This window comes from Synechococcus sp. GFB01, from assembly GCF_001039265.1.
In the GTDB taxonomy this organism is placed as follows: domain Bacteria; phylum Cyanobacteriota; class Cyanobacteriia; order PCC-6307; family Cyanobiaceae; genus NIES-981.
Genome location: NZ_LFEK01000018.1, coordinates 14,841 through 32,033, shown reverse-complemented (window position 1 = coordinate 32,033; position 17,193 = coordinate 14,841). Strand labels below are relative to the sequence as shown.

Here is a 17,193-nt window from a genome sequence, read left to right as displayed (position 1 = left end):
CTCAGCGACGGAGCCGATCCCCACTTCCGCAAGGCCTGGTTTGATCCCGGGCGCTGTCCGCCGGACTGCCCGAGGCCCTGTGAACGGGTGTGCCMGCCGCTGCATCGCCTCCACGTCCTGAGGGGTCTGCAACGCCGTCTCCAGAGCCATCGGCTGTATGGATGCCAGGTCTGGGCCTCCAGTGGCGGCTTGGAAGCGTGTCTCAGGAGGGTGGGGCAATATTGCGGGCAAGCTATCGCTCACGCCATACATCCCAGGATCATTCGGCCCTCAAAGGGCGCATGCGCCTGGAGGCAGCTCACGCACCTTTCGAAGGACCAACTATTCCGTTCGCTCCGAAGCAATGGAGGGGTCGCGCCACCTACATTGATCACATTGGCTATCACAAAGGAGACACGATAGCGTTACCGAGGGAGGGAGATAGGGGCTTCGCAAAAACCAGAGGCTATACTGGTACCAGCCAAGAGAGAAATGTGAAGCTCCCGGCCTGGACAGAATCTGACAGCTTCTCCACGAGAGTCTTGGCAGATCTCAAGTCAATGCAATTGAGCCTACGTCTAGACGAAGCAGAAACATTCTTCGCGTCAGTCAAAAAGATATTTATTTTGTCCTCGCGCTTTGATCGGTACTTTGACGAAGATCTTAGAACTACGGCTGAAGACAATATATGTGAGCTTTTGGGGGACATGAAGAAGAGCCGCTGGCTTCCTCCAATTGAAGTGCTTGACAGACTTGAAAGCGTACAGGACAACTCTGTCTATATCGTCTGCATCCACTTGACCCGTGACGATCTTGACTTTTGTCGTGTGATTCGCAATTGCACAAACTCCATAGTCATCGGATGGTTTTGGGACAATCACCATAATTACAGGCTTAATGCTGAGATCGCGCAGCACATACATATTTGCATTCCAGCACATCATCACGNCGCCGAGATGCTGCGCTACGCAAATGCGTCAACAACCTATCCGATGCCCTTGGCATGCTCACAGTGGTCGTCAGTGAGGCTATCTGCCATGATGGAAGAAGCACCCAAGACTAGGGAGTATGACCTAAAAGCAGCGTTCTCCGATTGGGAAGCAGCACCAGAGCGAAGTGATATCGTAAACTTCTATAATGCGATGCTACGCTCAGAGACCTTCAAGGGTCAACGTATATTGCTAGACTGCGTAAAAGATGAGCAACTAGGCTACTTCAAACTGACCAGCGTAGAGAAGTTCAGGGATTGGCTGACTGCCAAGNCAACTCTCATACTCTCGGTACGAAAAGATCTTTCCATGAGATTCTTCGACAGTCTTGCCTGTGGATGCATACCAATTGTCGATACAGAACTGGCTCCACAGGCTCTTCAGGACTTGGCTCCAGGGTTGGCAGAGCAGAATGACTACATAGTGGCTGACCCTAGGAGACCACTGGAACTTAGTGCCGCACTTATGGAAGCAACACGCCTCTCAGCTGGACGGGCCATTGAGTTGGCCCCTAACACAGGATCATGCAAGCGCGTTCTAGAGTCGCATTTGGTTGAGCATCGCCTAGCCCTTCTTGTTTATGGGGTTGTAGAGCATTGGATCCGACTCTGAGAGCTGCAGCACTAATCCAATCGGCAGTCATTAGAGTAGGGAGTGAATCCGCTGAGGCCCTCCATTGGTTGGCTGCTACAATCTTGCCTTCATAAGACTATTAGAGAGATCCTCCTTGAATTGACCCCAGATTTGCCTACGCATACGGACAAAACGCTTAAGTCGCATGTTTATTTCAGCCTTATCGAGCAACTTCTGCTGCACTGAGCGCGAGATTGAACCGCTACGCTCCGAGGAGATATCGTTAAGCTTTTGTATCCAGCCTGACAATGAGTGCAGACTTCTGAGATGAACATAGTTGTCAAAGTCGTACATGCTATGTATTTCGATATGTGACCCAATATCGCTAGCCACCACTGGGACACCAAGGGCAGCAGCATCAAGAACTGGGATGCCAAACCCTTCAATGATAGAAGGCGATACGACTGCTAACGCTGCTGTAAATAAAGTGTCGCGGGTGTGGTCGTCTACATACCCTGTGAATACAATATGTCCTGGATCTATTCTATCAGCATGGCTGCTAGTAACCTTGGCTGAGGAACTTGTCATATTGGCTGAGAGAGACGTGTCTTCATATGGTCCAGTGAGCTCTCTCAGCTGGCTCGTGCGCAGATCTTGATTAAGCCCTCCACAGATTACCAATGATATGCCTTCCGATCTGAGGCTGGAACCAAGATAGGCTTGCACAAGAAATTCAAGATTTTTTCGGTATTCAACTTTGGAGTTAAATAGAATATAACGGAGCGGGGCAATGCGGCGCGGCAGGCGTAAGTCTTCAAGCCTTGAAAGCTTAAGTTCTACATCATCTCCTTCTGTCCTAAACAAAGATGAGTACAGAGATGGAGGCTGATGAACAATTGTGTCAATTGACTCAGATGGAACTTTTTCATAGAAGAAGTCATATCGGCGCTTAGATTCTTTTGAAACAAAAATATGATTTGGGCCAGCGTTGGCCAAGCGGTGAGCAAATGTTATGGGATTATCAGTTGTCTTAAAGAGTTCGATTGGAATTGTATCGTGGATTGTCTGCACGCTGGGGATGCCCTTGGTGGTTATTCCAAGTGGACAGGTTGTCAAGAAGATGTCGAATTGATTCGTACGAATAGTGACCTTATCTCGTTTGCCGCGTGCTTGCAGCCTCATTGAATTCTGAAAGATATTTCTTGCGGCCACTATCCCAGTCAAATGCTTAAGATAACCTAATCGCGCTACGTAAGCGTAGGGAGTTAAGGGATGGTCCGTTAAAGGAACAAGATGCTTTGCGGTAATGACATAGTTCTTTTTTGGGAATACATGCTGATAGATATCAGCAATATGACGCTCCGAGCGTGAAAGCGTGTGAAAGATTCGTGTGAAGAACCCAACGAAGGCTTCTGCTAGCTTTGCTCGCTTGCTAGGTACATTAAACTGATCGGGATTCACTCCACCCACGTCAAGCGCTTCCATCAAAGTGGTCCGCGCCAGAAGGGAGACAACATTCTTGGCTAGAGTGCTTCGTAGTCGACGCTGCGCTTGTAAACCTTGGTGCTGAGTGAGCAGCCATACATCATGGCCCAATTCATCCAGTGCACGAATTACATTATTAGTATAGACAGCAATTCCCCTATGCTCCAATTGCTCGAGATCTAGCCCTGTGATCAGCACTTTCATTGCAGATGATTGAGCAACTTGGCTATTATAGATGGCTGAGGCCCGAGTGGGCTCTTTTGGGTGGGGCTTGCATCACCTGATCATGGCGGTTAGCGAGGGCAGGGGAGAGATTGCGCCCTTGGCTGCCGCCTAATAGCTCAAAGAGGGCATGAACAGTAAACTCAATGGCTTGTGCTTCAAGGCAAGGCTGAAGCTGCACCAAGCGAAACGTTGCATCCAGAAGATCCGGCCAATAGAGTGAATGGTCAACAATCTCCACCAGCTGAGGGAGGGCTAGTGCGCTGCCTGCACTGACAGCCTCAACACTAGACTCGGAGCGTTCTTGGGAACCTTGTGCGCACCTCAGGAGTGCATTGTGGAGATGCGCCCCTCGGATAAGATGCTCTAGGAGGAAGGGGTCCATGCCGATCATCCTGACCGTTGTCGTTATCTGCAAGGATAATCCAGAAGAGCTGAAAAGGACTCTCCTCTCGATCTATTCGTGTGATCTTGAGGCAGATCGTCACAATGAATTGGAAGTCCTTGTCATTGATTCATCAGGGGATATCAAATGCAAGAATGTGTGGATGGGCTTGGCAGGAGATTGGCCGAATGCCCGATATGAATGGACGCCTCCTAGAGGAATTTATGCAGCAAAAAAAGTTGGATTACTATCAGCCCAAGGCATGTTTGTTCAGTTTTTAAACTCTGGGGATATCTACGCAAGCGAATCAGCGATTGCAGATTGCTTGCGGGCTGTCACTGGCTCGCCAAACGACTGTAGACTCATTTATTTTGACACGTATGAGTTACATCCAGATGACGAACTTAGACTCTGTCCGACGCGCAATCCGCAAGATATCGTAAAACAGAGTCTTGAATCATTACAACATCCATACTGGAATGATTTTCCTCGTACAGCATCATGCTTATTTAGAAGGAGTGCCCTAACAATCGAGATTGGAGGACTTCATATTGCGGAGGATCATCGATTCATCCTATCCCTCATTGCAGCCTCCAATGGTGAGGACTGTCTGCACATCCCGTCCTGCCTTTCGGTATATGAGATAGGAGGCTACTCTTGGCAAAGTCCAATTGAGGTAGCATTCGAATGGTGTTGCATACAAAAGATGTTTTATCGCGGAAGTCCAAAGGATCTTCATGTCTTATTCATTGATTTTCTTATGGGGAGCCTTAGGGGGTTTATTGATGATCAGAACATTGTATAACCATAGTTCAAGAGAATTAATGATATTAAACCAAGAAAGGCAGGATACCTGAATCACGCTGCAGAAGCTTCAGCGAGGCTACGAGCCCAATGAGATTCATAAATAAAAGAACTAACTGCCTAACTGGGTGACCTTCTCCGTATATCAAGGCGTCACGTAGCGGCGCAAAGGCTTGATAGAGAGGGTTTAGGGACGCTATCCAAGCCATGGCTCCAAGGCTTTCCCTCCAATACATAATTGGCGAAAGGAGAAAAACGAGCTGCAGAACAACAGGAACAAGTTGATAAAGGTCCTTAAACCTTGCGCCAAGCAAGCATACTAGTAATGGCAGCCAAAACATGGCAGCGAAAAAGTTTAGCAGCCCCGGCAAAGCAACAAGTATCAAATTAAGAAAAAGCTTGTGATTGTACCAAGTCAAAGCCATCAATACAAGCAGGAACGATTGCGCGAATGTCTGGATCTGAAAAGCCCATTCTTGTAGGGGATAAAAAACAGGAGGCAGGTTCAGGTTTATAATGCTGTCCCTATTCTGTTCAAGCAGAGTTGGGGCTGAGCCAATTGCGCTGGAAAGAGAATTCCAAAGCACAAGGCCGATACCGAGATAAACGACATAGTCGTCAAAGCGTTCAACCTTAAATACGGTGCCATAAACACTCGCCAAGGCTGCAATAGAGAGCAGGTTTGTCAGACCTAACCAAAGGCTACCCAATTTGGTTCGCGTAAATCTCGCACGGGTTCGGGCTGTGGCCGTGAACCACCAGACCCTTCGAGATTGCCAAGCAAAACGGAGTTGATCGGCAACGGAATAGCGACCAATATGCCAGAGGTGTTGACGTGGGGAATCCTGGTGTGGGGCTCTCAAATTAGTAAGCTTGCGTGTGAGTTTACTTAATGAGGTGACTATGATAGTATTTTAGAGCCCCTTGAAGGGTGCCGTCAAACACGATCGAGCCTTGATCAAAAACAAGGCCTCGGTTACAGAACTTTTTCAAAAGAGAATCTGTATGCGAAGCGAGGAATAGAGTGCCCGCTTGATTGATGAAATCGTCAAGACGCTGCTCTGCAGCCTCAACGAAACGACTGTCGCCTGCGCCAAACCCTTCGTCAAGAGCAAGGCAGTCATGGGTTCCCCCAGTGAGCATGGCAAAAAGAAGCCTAGCTTTCATGCCATCACTATACCCCTTAACTGGCAAATGAATATAGTCACCAAGCCCTGAGAAGCTCCTGACGTCCGTAGCAAAATGATCGAATCCTTTTAGGTTTCCATGAATCATAAGATAGTGTGCTTTAACAGCCTGAAGACCACTTAGCTCTGTGCTTGTGATAAAGCCCTTATGAATCATCGGATACACAAAACCATGAAGGCGCATCGATCCACTGGTGGGTTGATAGATGCCAGAAATGACGCGTAGGAAAGTGCTCTTTCCAGCCCCATTATGCCCGATCAACGCAACGCGTTCACCATGATCTACGCGGATGGTAACTCCACGCAAAGCCTCGATCATGGCGCACTCACCCTTTCGGCGCATTCTTCCACCGGTAACAGAACGCAGCAACGTAGATCCGATGCTGCGCATTTCGGTTGTGAAGACGGGAATCTGAAGGCCAACATTGTTCATCTCAAGAACTGGCTGACTTTGCGAACCCGTAGATTCAGAAGAATCGGTCAACAGTGATTGATTCATCAGGAAAACTCTCTAAGCACATTGAGAATGCCCAGCTTTTGTCTTTCTAGCCCCCAGTATCGAGCGCGATTCAAGCCCGCATGGGAAAGATCAGTCCATAGCTGACGCTGGCTGTGTAGCTGTTCGAGGGCTTCCGCAAGGCTGGTGCCGTCATCATCCAAGGGGCAAAGGAGAGCTGCATCGGCATAAAGCTCACGATGCACAGGAATGTCACTGATCACCGCTGGAACTCCTTTGGCCATGGCTTCAAGCACAGGATAATTGCATCCTTCCATAACAGAAGTTGAAAGCAAAGCATAGGATGACTTGAGCATTTGGTCCAGTTGTTCAGCAGGCAAGCCAGGCACGAGAGTGACACGATCCTGAAGATTTAGCTCCTTCAGCTCGGCGAGCAACGACGATGTTTGTCGGCCTTCTCTGCCAACTACAGTGAGATTACCATCCNAATCGGCATGCCTTNCCAGAAACCTGGCGAAGCCACGCACGGCCAAGCCAACATTCTTGTTGGCATCATGGCGAGCGAGCATGAGCAAGCCTTGGCCTGATGGGGCAGATCTTGGGTTGCCATGTGATTCCACACCATTCTCCACAACCCGGATCTTACGCGCTGCAATACCTGCCTCAAGTAGCTGATCGGCCACGAACCGGCTGATCGCGATCACCCTGTCCGCACGGTTCAGATGCCTTGGAATCCAGTATCGGTAACGCCAGGCTGCCTTGCGGCTGTTGGGACAGTGAAGTGGAGTGAGGTCGTGGCAAGTGAGTACTTGCGGAACACCTGTCGCTGCAAACAAGGCATCACAGTAGGGGCTGTAGATCACATCAAGATCGGCCAAAGAAAGCCCCGCATCTGCAAGTGTCTGACCAAGGCGGATTCCATGCTGGCTGAGCGACAGCCGATGCAGCAACCGCAGCCAACCACGTGAAGGCGGCAGCTCCGGCAAACCATCACCACGACGGCAAACAGGCCCATCGAATTCATCGATCAGCAATCGGTGGCCGGGGATGGCTGGCATCACCCGTCGGACGTAACTGGAGAATCCGGAATAACCAGGCGTGAACAACAGAAGATTGCTCAGAACGCTCATGCTTCGCTTGTCAAGAGCCTCCGTTCCCAGTGGCACCGCGCGAAGACCCTCTCGTAGCGCAGCCGTGCCGCAATACTCGCCTCCCGCAGCCATTCCGGCTGCTCCGCCAATTGGTTGATGGCACTGGAGAGATCGGTGGGATGCTGTGGAGAGCGCCACCCAGTTCGCCGAAGGGCCTGCTCTAGACCTGCTACCCACGCCATGCCTGATCGGAGGTTGTTGAACCCGAGGGCAGGAACCCCGCAGGCCATCGCCTCAAGCTGCACGATTCCGAACGCCTCATGGCAGGACCTCGAGGGAAGCACCAGAAGATCGCTATGTTCCAGGCGTGCCAGCTTTTCGGACTCACTGAGCATGCCGTGGAACACGATGGCTCCAATCTGAGACTGGCCTGACGCAAGCCGCTCCAAACGAAGCCTTTCCGGACCGTCCCCAACGATATGGAGCTCGCTGGCTCCACTCGATGGGAAGGCCAGAATCAAGCGATCAACGCATTTATAACTGCTCAAGCGACCAATATAGATCAGGCGAAAGGGATCGATCCGAGTTCTGCTAAGCCGTGCCTGACGACGAGACCAGATGGCAGCTGCCTCCAACTCCATCTCCGAGCCGAGACAGCATGGAAGCAGCCTGATGCGTTGTTCCGGCACTCCCGACTCCATCAGAGCGCGAACCAAAGTGGGCGAAGTGGTTACCACACAACTTGGGCCGATCGCCGCCCAGCGAAGAGCAAGCCACTGGTAGATCGCGACCAGCCAGCCCCTCGGCCCTGCCTCCGGTTCAAGGAAGGCATGCCAGAAAAGGGAAATGGGCCTATCAGCTGAACAAAGCCTTGCCACCAGGCTCAGCAGCAACAAGCTGGGACATGGCAGGTGAACCATCAGTGAGCTCTTGGCAACCAGCATCCCCACAAGGCTTCGGGAAGGGAGAGGGATCAGCACACGACCGAATGCCACGCATGGGAGGCACCTGCGCTTGTAGGTCACAGGCAGGTGCTCAGACGGAACTGAGGACGATGGGGGACAGAGGGAGTAGCACACCACATTGGAACTCCTGCGCTGCCAGCTGGTCGCCAGTTCATGGGCAACCCGTTCCACTCCCCCATACCCAGGCGGCCACTCACGAACCAACTGGATCCACCCCAGTGTCCCAGGCCTACTCACGCGCCCTTGGCCTTGAACAGGGTCTTGACGGCTTGGCAGAGGCTCAAGGGGCCCAGAGTGACATTCCACTGGATCTGATCGTAGAGCCCGTAGCTGAGCTTGGGCTCAGCCTCCTTAACGCTGCTGGTGCAGAGGGCGCAGACTTGGGCACAGCCGCTCAGACCTGCGGGCATCCAGTGACGCTTGCGGTGATGGGCATTGCTGAGGCTAGGGTCAAGCTCGGGTTTCGGATGCCCTGGACGAAGATCAATCGAACTCATTTGATCTGTCAGCAGCTTGAAAAACAAGGGGATCTCGTCAACAGAAAGAGGCGGAGCATATTGCCTATCTCGCTGTTGGACTGACATCAGAATTGATACATGGCACAGGCGAAGGTGGATCGCAGCAACGCATTGTGTGCAGTTCATACAACAAAAAGCGTTGTTCATTCAGACTAATGGTTATTTGATACGGAGAGTTCCGGTCTACAATCTTGAACCCAGATCAGCACCGCGATCAGAAGAGTGAGGGAGAGCAGAGCAGAAGGAGACAGGCGGTAATGACGAGGCCAGCAGGCCGATGGAGCTGGTACTGAACGCTGAAGGGCCCTGGCCATTGAAAACTTGTGCCGCCGAGTCAGTCGAATAGCAGCAAGGCAAGTGGCAAATGCTCAAGATGCTAGCCAGCATGCTCTTAGGATCTGCGCCGTAAGACCAGCTTGGCACACTCCTAGCAACGACAGAAACCATGGCCCATGAAGATTGCTATCATGACCGAAGAAGATCGCCTGACTCTATTCTGAGATTCGGAATGCAGAGCTCGTCACCCTTCAATCTCCAGCTGATCAATATGCTCTTAACTGGCCTTGAGTCACCATTGAGCAGGGCATTGATAACTGCGAGCCAAGTGAATTCATATTAACACCAACTAGGGCTAGAGGCAGAGATCCGAGGGCCTCAATAACTTAGCATTCCTGCAAGAAAGAAGTAACGCTTCTGAAAGACTGAATATCCCTTCAAAGATTGCCACTGCCAGCATGGTCGGGAAGCCTGTGAACACAAGCCACTGATTAATCATGTGCAACCTCTGCTATTGCCAGCGCAATACTTTGTTTCTCCAATGGCCATCAAGCAGCAAGCAGACAATGAGGAGCCCAACCAGCCAGATGGGGTGAGCAAGCCTGTCACTGTCTCGGACTTGGTCGATCAGACGCCCCTATCAAGAAGTATCCAACAGCATCAAGTCCTGCGGACAGAAACGATCGCTGGCGTGAACGCGACCAGAGCATTGGCGCTGCTTAATCAAAGCCAAATGACTGAACCCTTTGCCGAAAGAGGTCTCTCGTGCATCAGCGAACGATTGGCGGACTGTTGGAGACAACCTAGGGAGGTCTACAGCCACCAGTGTGTATAACGTGCATAGTGATTCAAGCTCGTAGCAGCTGGGCGTTCAAACCTTCTGGTGCAAGTCTTGATCAAGAGAATGATCCACGCCATCACAGGCACACATGGTTGCCATCGGGCGGCAAGGCATTTAGGTTCATTCGAGACATATCAATAACGCTGGGTCTCGGCCCTGTTATCTGCCCACCAGCTTCTGGCGCAGCCCCTTGATGCGGTCGCGCAGGTTGGCGGCCTCCTCGAACTCAAGATTTTTCGCCGCAGCNTTCATCTTCTCTTCCAGCTGCTGAATCAGCTCCGGCAGGGAATCCAAAGGCACTTCGTTGTGCTCGGCCTGCTCGGTGGCCTGCTCCAGTTGCTCGTCGTTGAGCCGGCGCGACAGCTCCAGAAAGGCGAGGATCGCATTGCCGGCCCGCTTGCCGGCCGGGGTGGGCGTAATGCCGTTGGCGGCGTTGTAGGCCTGCTGGATGGCGCGGCGACGCTCGGTTTCGCTGATCGCTTTCTCCATGCTCTCGGTGAGGTTGTCGGCGTAGAGCAGGGCCACGCCCTCGACGTGGCGAGCGGCGCGGCCGATGGTCTGGATCAGGGAGCGCTCGGCGCGCAGGAACCCCTCCTTGTCGGCGTCGAGGATGGCCACCAGCGACACCTCCGGTAGATCCAGGCCCTCGCGGAGCAGGTTCACGCCCACGAGCACGTCGTACTCACCGTTGCGGAGATCCTGAATGATCTCGATCCGCTCGATCGAGTGAATCTCCGAGTGGAGGTAGCGCACCCGCACGCCGTTCTCCGCCAGATAGTCGGTGAGGTCCTCGGCCATGCGCTTGGTGAGCGTGGTCACCAGCACCCGCTCCTGCTTCTCGGCCCGCACGCGGATCTCGCCCAGCAGATCGTCCACCTGGCCCTCGGTGGGACGCACCTCCACGACCGGATCGAGCACACCGGTGGGGCGGATCACCTGCTCCACCACCTGCCCATCGCTCTGGCGCAGCTCCCAGTCACCCGGTGTGGCGCTCACGAAGATGCTCTGGCGGGCCTTCTGCCAGAACTCCTCACTCTTGAGGGNCCGGTTATCGGCAGCCGATGGCAGCCGGAAGCCGTGCTCGATCAGCACCTGCTTGCGGCTCTGATCGCCGTTGTACATCGCCTGAAGCTGAGAGCAGGTGACGTGGCTCTCGTCCACCACCAGCAGCCAGTCGTCGGGAAAGTAGTCGATCAGGCACTCGGGCGGCGTGCCCGCGGCGCGGCCGGCCAGATGGCGGGCGTAGTTCTCCACGCCATTGCAGTAGCCCACCTGCTCGAGCATCTCAAGGTCGTAGGTAGTGCGCTGCTCCAGCCGCTGGGCTTCCAGAAGGCGGCCCTGGCTGTTCAGCAGGTCAAGACGCTCGCGCAGTTCGAGCCGGATGGCCNTGATCGCCTCCTGCAGCCGCTCCTTCGGGGTCACGAAGTGCTTGGCCGGGTAGATGTTGATGGCCTCGAGACTCTGAAGAATCTCGCCGGTGGTGGGATCGACGTAGCGGATCGCCTCCACCTCGTCGCCGAACAACTCGATCCGCACCAGCCGGTCTTCGTAGGCCGGGCCGATCTCCAGCACGTCGCCGCGCACCCGGAAGCGTCCCCGGGAGATCTCCACGTCGTTGCGGGAATACTGGTTATTCACCAGCTCCCGGAGCGAACCGCGCAGGTTGAGCGTGTCTCCCACCTGAAACCGCACTGCNGCCTTGAGGTATTCACTGGGGATGCCGAGGCCGTAGATGCAGCTGATCGAGGCCACCACGATCACATCGCGGCGCTCGAACAGCGAGCGGGTCGCNGAATGGCGCAGCATGTCGATCTCCTCGTTGATCGATGCCGTCTTGGCGATGTAGGTGTCGGAGATCGGTACGTACGCCTCCGGCTGGTAGTAGTCGTAGTAGGAGATGAAGTATTCGACGGCGTTGTTCGGGAAGAACTCGCGCAGCTCATTGCAGAGCTGGGCCGCCAGCGTCTTGTTGTGGGCGAGCACCAGCGTGGGCCTGCCGGTGCGAGCGATCACATTGGCGATCGTGAACGTCTTGCCGGTACCGGTGGCGCCCAGCAGGGTCTGGAAGCGCTGACCGCGATCGACACCGGTCGCCAGGGCGGCGATGGCATCGGGCTGATCGCCCCTGGGCTCATAGGGAGCATGAAGCTGGAAGGGGCTGGCCATGCGGCCATTCTCTCCGGACCGGCGGCTCCGTGGAGGTGCGGATCCCAGCCACCGGTGCCCCAGACCCAGATGGCAGCACCCTCAGCCAGGCTCAGGTTGTGGGCAGGGCCTGTATCAGCGCCGAGGCGCGGGTGAAGTCGACCTCGAGACCGAGGATGCGCAGGATCACCGTGGAGAGCACGGCATAGACGACCGCACCGAGAACGGCGCTCGTGATGCCTTGCCTGAGGCGGAATCCCTGGATGAGCCAGGCCGCCAGGCCGAACAGGATCACGGTGATCGCCCAGTTGAAGAGCCAGCTGATCGGCGTGATCAAGCCGCCCAGGCTCGTCACCGCCCAGGGAAGCGCCAGCAGGGCCTTGAGGGGCAGGATCAGAAGGGTGCCCAGCAGACCAATGACCACCGCGGCGAGCAGAGCGATGCCGAAGTTGTCGACCTCAACACCGAGGGGCAGCCAGGCCACGATGAGAAGCACGAGAGCGCGGATCGGCCACTGCAGGAGCCAGACGAAGGAACCCATGACCTGTCGGGGGTGATCCCCTGCAACCTAGACATGGGTTCGCAGAGCTACAACAAGGGGGGCAAATTCAGGCAGGAGCTGTCACACCCCGGCTCACACCAGCCTCGTCACGGCAGCGCCGACGCCCAGGGCCTCGCGCAGGCTCCTCACCGCGGCCAGCATGGCCAGCTCGTCACGGAGCCTGTTCACGGCCGAGCCCACGCCGACACCGGCTGCTCCGGCCGCGATTGCCATGCCGGCGGTGACGGCCGAAAGTCCGGAGGCGCAGAGCACCGGGGCCACCAGACCGGCCCCGTCCAGGGCACGGCTGATGCTGTGGGCGGCGGCGAGCGTGGGGGCGGCCTTCTCGATCAGACCGAGGCTGCCGGCGCTGAAGGGCCTGGCACTGGTGCCGCCTTCGGTCTGGATCAGGTCGGCGCCGGCAGCCACCAGGTCGATCGCCAACTGCTCCTGCTGATCCATCGGGAGCAGGTGCGGCACGGTGACGCTCAGCACCACCTCGGGCAACAGCTCACGGGTGCGGCGGGTGAGCTCCAGCACTTCGGCGGCATCGAAGATGCGGCCCAGGGGATAGAAGGCGTCGTAGTTGCCGATCTCCGCCATGGCGGCCCCAGCCGCCACGGCAGCGGGGAACAGCTCGGGATCCACGGCGCTGACACAGATCGGCAGGCCGCTCACACCGGCGGCCAGCCGCACCAGCTCGGGGTCACAGGCCACATCGATCAGATCGGCACCGCCGCGGCCAGCGGCGCGGCTGATGCGCTCCACGCTGGCCTGATCGAAATTGGTGAGTCCGGCGATCACCTTGAGGGCCCGGCGCTCGGCCAGCGCCGTGCTGAGGGAGGCGGGCAGCTTGGCGAGACGCGACATGCCGGATGGATCCACAGTGGGGCGATTCTCCCACGCAGCGCCGGGTTGCACTGATGGCGGAGCGCTGGAGCCCTCACCACCTGCGGCTGCATCGGCTGCTGCTGAGCAGGCCCACGCTGCTTCCCCATGGGGAACCGCTACTGCTGGCTGTCTCCGGCGGACAGGATTCCATGACCCTGGCCGGCCTGCTGCTGGATCTGCGGCGCCTGCACCGGTGGAGCCTGACGCTCTGGCATGGCGATCACGGCTGGCGCATCGACTCCGGCCAGAAGGCCCAGGAGCTGGCCCGCTGGGCCGAGGCCCGGGACCTGCCCCTGCTGCTCGACACCTGGGCGCGACCGGTCCGCGGTGAGGCCGCCGCGCGGCGATGGCGCTACGAGCGTCTGGAGCAGGCGGCCCAACGGCTGGGTGCCAGCGTCGTGGTGACGGGCCACACCGCCAGCGACCGGGCCGAAACCGTGCTGCTCAATCTGGCCCGTGGCAGTGATCGCCGCGGCCTGGCCGCCCTGCCGCTGCAGCGCCCCCTGGGCGCCGACGGGCTGCGGCTGGTCCGACCGCTGCTGATCTTCAGCCGCGCCGAGACGGGCGCCATCTGTGAGGCCCTGCAGCTGCCGCTGTGGCCGGACCCCAGCAACAACGACCGGCAGTTCAGCCGCAACCGCATCCGACAGGAGGTGCTGGCGGTGCTCAACGCTCTGTACCCGGGCGCCGAGCGACGCATCAGCGGTCTCGCCGAACGGCTGGCCGACGATCTCACAGGGCAGGACGAACTGCTGGAACTGGCCCTGCAACCATTACGCCGCGGGCAGCCGGCATCCGACACGGCCCAGCTCGGCAGCAGCCTGGATCGCCAGGCTCTGCTACGTCTGCAGGCGAGCAACCGACGACGGTTGCTGCATCACTGGCTGCAACGGGAGAGCGGGCTGGTCATGCCGGCACGCCAGCTCGATGATCTGCTGAACCGTCTGGCGGCCTGGCAGCAGCCAGGCNGCCAGGAGCTGCCGGATGGCTGGCAGCTGCGCTGGCGAGGTCCCACACTGTGGCTGACCCGCCGTCCACCGACCAGCTGCGATGAGCCCGTCCCCTGAATCCCTGCAGGAGCGGTACGCCGCCATCGAGCAGTTCTACACCGAGCAGAACTGGCCCGAGGTGGAAGGGCAGAGCCAGGCCCTGCTGACCGAGCTGCCAGCCGATCCTGCCCACCCGCTGCGTCAGCGGCTGCTGTTGCTGCTGGGCCATACCCGTCTCTATGGCAAGGGTGATCAGGCCGCGGCNGCCCGCTACTACCAGGAGGTGCTGGCCTCCAACCCTGAGCCGGCACTTCGCCAGATCGCCCAGCAGGGGCTGCAGCAGAGCGGTCAATCCACCGCTCCAGCCAGCAAGGGAGCCTCAGCCCCTGAAGCCGAGCCTTCCGGGCCGGGAAGTCCGGCCATGCCCTGGCTGCAGGGCTCAGGCTCCGGCAGTGCGGCGGCTAGCAACACCATCGAAGCCGTGGAGGTGGTCGAGGAGCCCGATCAGATCGATGTGGCCCTGGCGGATCCGTCGCGCCAGGATCTGGTGACCCTCGAGGCCAAGGACAAGGCGGAGGCGCTCCGCTGGCCCTTCATGCCCGACTACGTCGAACGTCGGCTGGAAGGCCCCGGACCTTTCAAGGCGGAGCCCAGCCAGGCCACGGTCATCGGGCCGGAATCCCAGGAGAGGCCTGCCGAGTCGAGCCCTGTGGAGGCCGGGAGCGTGCTGGAGCCCGGGATCCGCCGGGCTCCACTGCCCTCCTCGTCGCTCAGCCCCGAGGAGATGGCGGAGCTCTCAAGGGGGCTGCTGCGGGTGGTGATCAGCTAGCAGCAGCGGAGCGGCGGCGGCGGGTGCGACCGGAGAACTCATGCTCCGGGGCGGCGACCACCCGGGTGGCCGCTGCGCTCACCGGCTGAGGGGACCGTTCAGCGGGGCGGTCCTGAGCGGCTCGGTCCTGGCGGTCACGTCCGGCGCCATCCCGTCCGCCACGGCCGCGGGGTGCCGGACGGCTATCCGGCTCGGCATCGGCCCGGCCCTTGTAGGCCGGCGTACCGGCGGGGGCGGGCTGCACCAGACAGAGGATCAGCGGTTCGATCTGCAGCTCCCGGCGCAGACGGCGCTGCAGACCGAGTTCCACCTCGCGCTGCACACCGACCCAGTCGACATCGGGGGCCTTGCCACCTGTGTTGCGGCAAAGCTGGTTCCAGCGGTTCTCCAGGACCCAGGTGATCTCCCGCTCCGCCCAGAGGCTGAGCTTGCGGGCATCGGCTGTGGTGACCACACCGCGTAGGTTCACGCGGGGCGGGGCGGCCATCGCGCCATCGGTGCTGATCGCGGCCAGCAGGGTGATCACGCCATCCTCGGCAAGCTGCTGGCGCTCCTTGAGCACGCGGGCGTCCACGATCCCGTTGCGCGAGGCGTCAAGCAGTTCGATGCCGGCCTTCACCGGCTCGCCCTTGCGGATCGCGTCAGCGGTGAGCTCCACCACATCACCGTTGTCGATGATCAGGATGTTGTCGGCGGGTACACCCATCGACTGGGCCGTCCTGCTGTGGCAGACGAGCATGCGGTGCTCGCCATGCACCGGTACGAAGAACTTCGGCTTGGTGAGGGCCAGCATCAGTTTCTGGTCTTCCTGGCAGCCGTGGCCCGACACGTGAATGCCCTCGCCCTTGCCATACACGACCTTGGCTCCGAGCATCATCAGACGATCGATGGTGTTGACCACCGAAATCGTGTTGCCGGGGATCGGACTGGCCGAAAAGATGATCGTGTCGGAGGGCTTCACCTGCACCTGGGGATGCTCGCCGCGGGAAATCCGGCTCAGCGCCGCCAGTGGCTCACCCTGACTGCCGGTCATCAGCAACAGGATTTCGCGGTCGGGCAGATCGCGGATCTGCTTGATGGGCACGAACAGCTCATCAGGGGCACGCATATAGCCAAGCTCCCGTGATTTGGCGATCACGTTGAGCATGGAGCGCCCCAGAAGTCCTACCTTGCGGCCATTCTTGAGGGCCAGCTCCAGGATCATCGCCACCCGGTGGATCGAGCTGGCAAAGGTGGTGATGATCACCCGACCCTCCGCCTGGGCGATGTGGCGATCCAGGTTGGGGAACACCGAGCGCTCACTGGGGGTGAAGCCGGGCACCTCGGCATTGGTGGAATCACTGAACAGGCAGAGAACGCCCTGCTCGCCATGATGGGCGAGGCGAGCGATGTCGAAGGTTTCGCCATCCACGGGAGTGTGGTCGAACTTGAAGTCGCCGGTGAAGATCACCGTGCCGACCGGGGTGGTGATGGCCAGCGAGAAGCTGTCGGCCATCGAATGGGTATTGCGGATGAACTCCACCGAGAAATGCTGGCCGACCTTGACCACATCGCGGGCACCAACGGTCTGCAGCACGGTGCGATCCATCACACCAGCCTCCTCCATCTTGCCGGTGAGCAGAGAAAGGGCCAGGCGCGGCCCGTAGATCACCGGTATGTTGAAATTCTTGAGGTGGTGAGCAATGCCACCGATGTGATCCTCGTGACCATGGGTCACGATCATGCCGCGGATGCGTTTCTGATTTTCCTTGAGATAGCTGGTATCCGGCATCACAACATTGACGCCGTGCATGCCATCGCTCGGGAAGGCCAGGCCGGCATCCACCAGCATGATGTCGTCGCCGTACTCGAACACGCAGGTGTTCTTGCCGATCTCATGCAGGCCACCGAGGGGGATCACCCGCAGGGCCGCACTGGAAGCCTTGCTGGAGGCGGGACTGTTGCTGGGGCTATGACCGTTCTGACTGGGCATGGTTGTGAAGTCGGTTGACAGGGATTGGAATGGGCAGAGTGGAACCGAATGAGC

12 protein-coding genes and 1 pseudogene are annotated in these 17,193 nt (G+C 57.7%); 3 read left to right on the top strand and 10 right to left on the bottom strand.

The window, feature by feature from the left end; translation table 11 throughout:
- A pseudogene (locus SYNGFB01_RS16200) lies at positions 1-165 on the top strand (Fe-S cluster containing protein); the annotation flags it as partial.
- 1,490 nt (positions 166-1,655) lie between these two features.
- On the opposite strand, the gene SYNGFB01_RS13665 reads toward SYNGFB01_RS16200, so the two are convergent.
- The gene (locus SYNGFB01_RS13665; RefSeq protein ID WP_082325851.1) at positions 1,656-3,230 is read right to left on the bottom strand and encodes a glycosyltransferase; all 1,575 of its coding nucleotides are present in this window, start codon (positions 3,228-3,230) and stop codon (positions 1,656-1,658) included.
- A gap of 401 nt (positions 3,231-3,631) precedes the next feature.
- On the opposite strand from SYNGFB01_RS13665, the gene SYNGFB01_RS14060 reads away from it, so the two are divergent.
- On the top strand, positions 3,632-4,438 hold the full coding sequence (locus SYNGFB01_RS14060; RefSeq protein WP_152669502.1) for a hypothetical protein: 807 nt from the start codon (positions 3,632-3,634) through the stop codon (positions 4,436-4,438).
- A gap of 25 nt (positions 4,439-4,463) precedes the next feature.
- Here the strand turns inward: SYNGFB01_RS14060 and SYNGFB01_RS03670 are convergent, their stop codons facing one another.
- From SYNGFB01_RS03670 to SYNGFB01_RS03640, 8 genes are all read right to left on the bottom strand, one after another.
- Positions 4,464-5,300: an ABC transporter permease gene (locus SYNGFB01_RS03670; RefSeq protein ID WP_235299911.1), complete on the bottom strand. Its 837-nt coding sequence runs from the start codon at positions 5,298-5,300 to the stop codon at positions 4,464-4,466.
- A gap of 22 nt (positions 5,301-5,322) precedes the next feature.
- The gene (locus SYNGFB01_RS03665) at positions 5,323-6,108 is read right to left on the bottom strand and encodes an ABC transporter ATP-binding protein (RefSeq protein WP_235299910.1); all 786 of its coding nucleotides are present in this window, start codon (positions 6,106-6,108) and stop codon (positions 5,323-5,325) included.
- Between the two features lie 14 nt (positions 6,109-6,122).
- Positions 6,123-7,211 carry a glycosyltransferase family 1 protein gene (locus SYNGFB01_RS12945; RefSeq protein WP_048016970.1) on the bottom strand — a complete coding sequence of 363 codons (1,089 nt, stop codon included), beginning with the start codon at positions 7,209-7,211 and terminating at the stop codon, positions 6,123-6,125.
- A complete protein-coding gene (locus tag SYNGFB01_RS14055; protein WP_161795842.1) occupies positions 7,208-8,308 on the bottom strand; it encodes a glycosyltransferase in 1,101 nt (366 codons plus the stop codon). The genes SYNGFB01_RS12945 and SYNGFB01_RS14055 overlap by 4 nt, the downstream gene beginning before the upstream one ends.
- A gap of 62 nt (positions 8,309-8,370) precedes the next feature.
- On the bottom strand, positions 8,371-8,721 hold the full coding sequence (locus SYNGFB01_RS12935) for a sugar transferase (protein WP_072061540.1): 351 nt from the start codon (positions 8,719-8,721) through the stop codon (positions 8,371-8,373).
- A 1,210-nt stretch (positions 8,722-9,931) separates the two neighbouring features.
- Positions 9,932-11,938, bottom strand: a complete 2,007-nt coding sequence (gene uvrB, locus SYNGFB01_RS03650) for an excinuclease ABC subunit UvrB (protein WP_048016968.1) — start codon at positions 11,936-11,938, stop codon at positions 9,932-9,934.
- A gap of 91 nt (positions 11,939-12,029) precedes the next feature.
- Entirely contained in the window at positions 12,030-12,458 is a 429-nt protein-coding gene (locus SYNGFB01_RS03645; RefSeq protein ID WP_048016967.1) for a phage holin family protein, read from the bottom strand.
- A gap of 93 nt (positions 12,459-12,551) precedes the next feature.
- Positions 12,552-13,328: a DUF561 domain-containing protein gene (locus SYNGFB01_RS03640; protein ID WP_048016966.1), complete on the bottom strand. Its 777-nt coding sequence runs from the start codon at positions 13,326-13,328 to the stop codon at positions 12,552-12,554.
- A 53-nt stretch (positions 13,329-13,381) separates the two neighbouring features.
- Between SYNGFB01_RS03640 and tilS the strand changes: the two genes are divergently transcribed.
- A complete protein-coding gene (tilS, locus tag SYNGFB01_RS03635) occupies positions 13,382-14,416 on the top strand; it encodes a tRNA lysidine(34) synthetase TilS (RefSeq protein ID WP_053068309.1) in 1,035 nt (344 codons plus the stop codon).
- A 743-nt stretch (positions 14,417-15,159) separates the two neighbouring features.
- Here tilS and SYNGFB01_RS03625 read toward each other — a convergent pair.
- Complete coding sequence (locus tag SYNGFB01_RS03625) at positions 15,160-17,139, bottom strand: ribonuclease J (RefSeq protein WP_048016963.1); 1,980 nt, start codon at positions 17,137-17,139, stop codon at positions 15,160-15,162.
- Positions 17,140-17,193: the final 54 nt, after the last annotated feature.

Coding starts and splice junctions, on each gene's coding strand:
- SYNGFB01_RS12935 (WP_072061540.1), bottom strand. CDS start 8,721: ATGTCAGTCCAACAGCGAGATAGGCAATATGCTCCGCCTCTTTCTGTT.
- SYNGFB01_RS13665 (WP_082325851.1), bottom strand. CDS start 3,230: ATGAAAGTGCTGATCACAGGGCTAGATCTCGAGCAATTGGAGCATAGG.
- SYNGFB01_RS03645 (WP_048016967.1), bottom strand. CDS start 12,458: ATGGGTTCCTTCGTCTGGCTCCTGCAGTGGCCGATCCGCGCTCTCGTG.
- SYNGFB01_RS03640 (WP_048016966.1), bottom strand. CDS start 13,328: ATGTCGCGTCTCGCCAAGCTGCCCGCCTCCCTCAGCACGGCGCTGGCC.
- SYNGFB01_RS03625 (WP_048016963.1), bottom strand. CDS start 17,139: ATGCCCAGTCAGAACGGTCATAGCCCCAGCAACAGTCCCGCCTCCAGC.
- SYNGFB01_RS14060 (WP_152669502.1), top strand. CDS start 3,632: ATGCCGATCATCCTGACCGTTGTCGTTATCTGCAAGGATAATCCAGAA.